This window comes from Streptococcus sanguinis (assembly GCF_020729765.1).
Lineage (GTDB): Bacteria > Bacillota > Bacilli > Lactobacillales > Streptococcaceae > Streptococcus > Streptococcus sanguinis_Q.
Map to the genome: position 1 here is coordinate 1 of NZ_JAJEPD010000001.1, position 642 is coordinate 642.

1 protein-coding gene is annotated in these 642 nt (G+C 30.7%); it reads right to left on the minus strand.

Translation table 11 applies throughout. From position 1 onward, the window contains the following. Positions 1-416 (minus strand): hypothetical protein (locus K4H96_RS00005; RefSeq protein ID WP_227956285.1); only part of this gene is annotated, 416 nt, incomplete at its 3' end. Between the last annotated feature and the right edge of the window lie 226 nt (positions 417-642).

The window sequence follows — 642 nt, forward strand, 5'->3', positions numbered from 1 at the left end:
AATTTTTCCAATTCTTGTAAACAGAATAGATAAAATTGATTATTATATTCTAAAAATTCCTGGAGTTCTTTTGACGAACTCCTTACAATTTCTTCAAAAGTTCTATTATCATCCTTTTTCTTAACAACTAATAAAGAAGCAATCCCTTCCGAATCATTATTAATCACTTCTATTTCAGAATTACTATTTAAATAGTTTCTAATATACTCACCATTCGAAAAGCAATTATATATAAGTTCTTGAAAACCTTTTATTCCTAAAGTTTCTAATGCACTGTATGCAGCAATTGGACCTGAAATACTTCTAGATAATTCAAGTGTATATAAGAACGGAGCATACTCTCCAAATTTAAGCTCATCTTTAGGAATAAACTTCTGCTTACCTATATTCGTAATTTCTGAGCCATCCTCAACCATAAATATACTTGAAACATACGGACAGAAGCGATTGAGCATGATGCTAAAATTGCTTGCATCTATGTTAATGGTGGGACATCTAATGAAATAATAGTAGATCCAATAGACAAAGTAGTTGAATTAAGAGATAAACTAGTTGCAGAATACAAATTATCCTATAACCCTCATATACATGTCGATGCTGTTATTGGATGGGCCTGGCTTTTCTTTAAGGAATATGACTTTG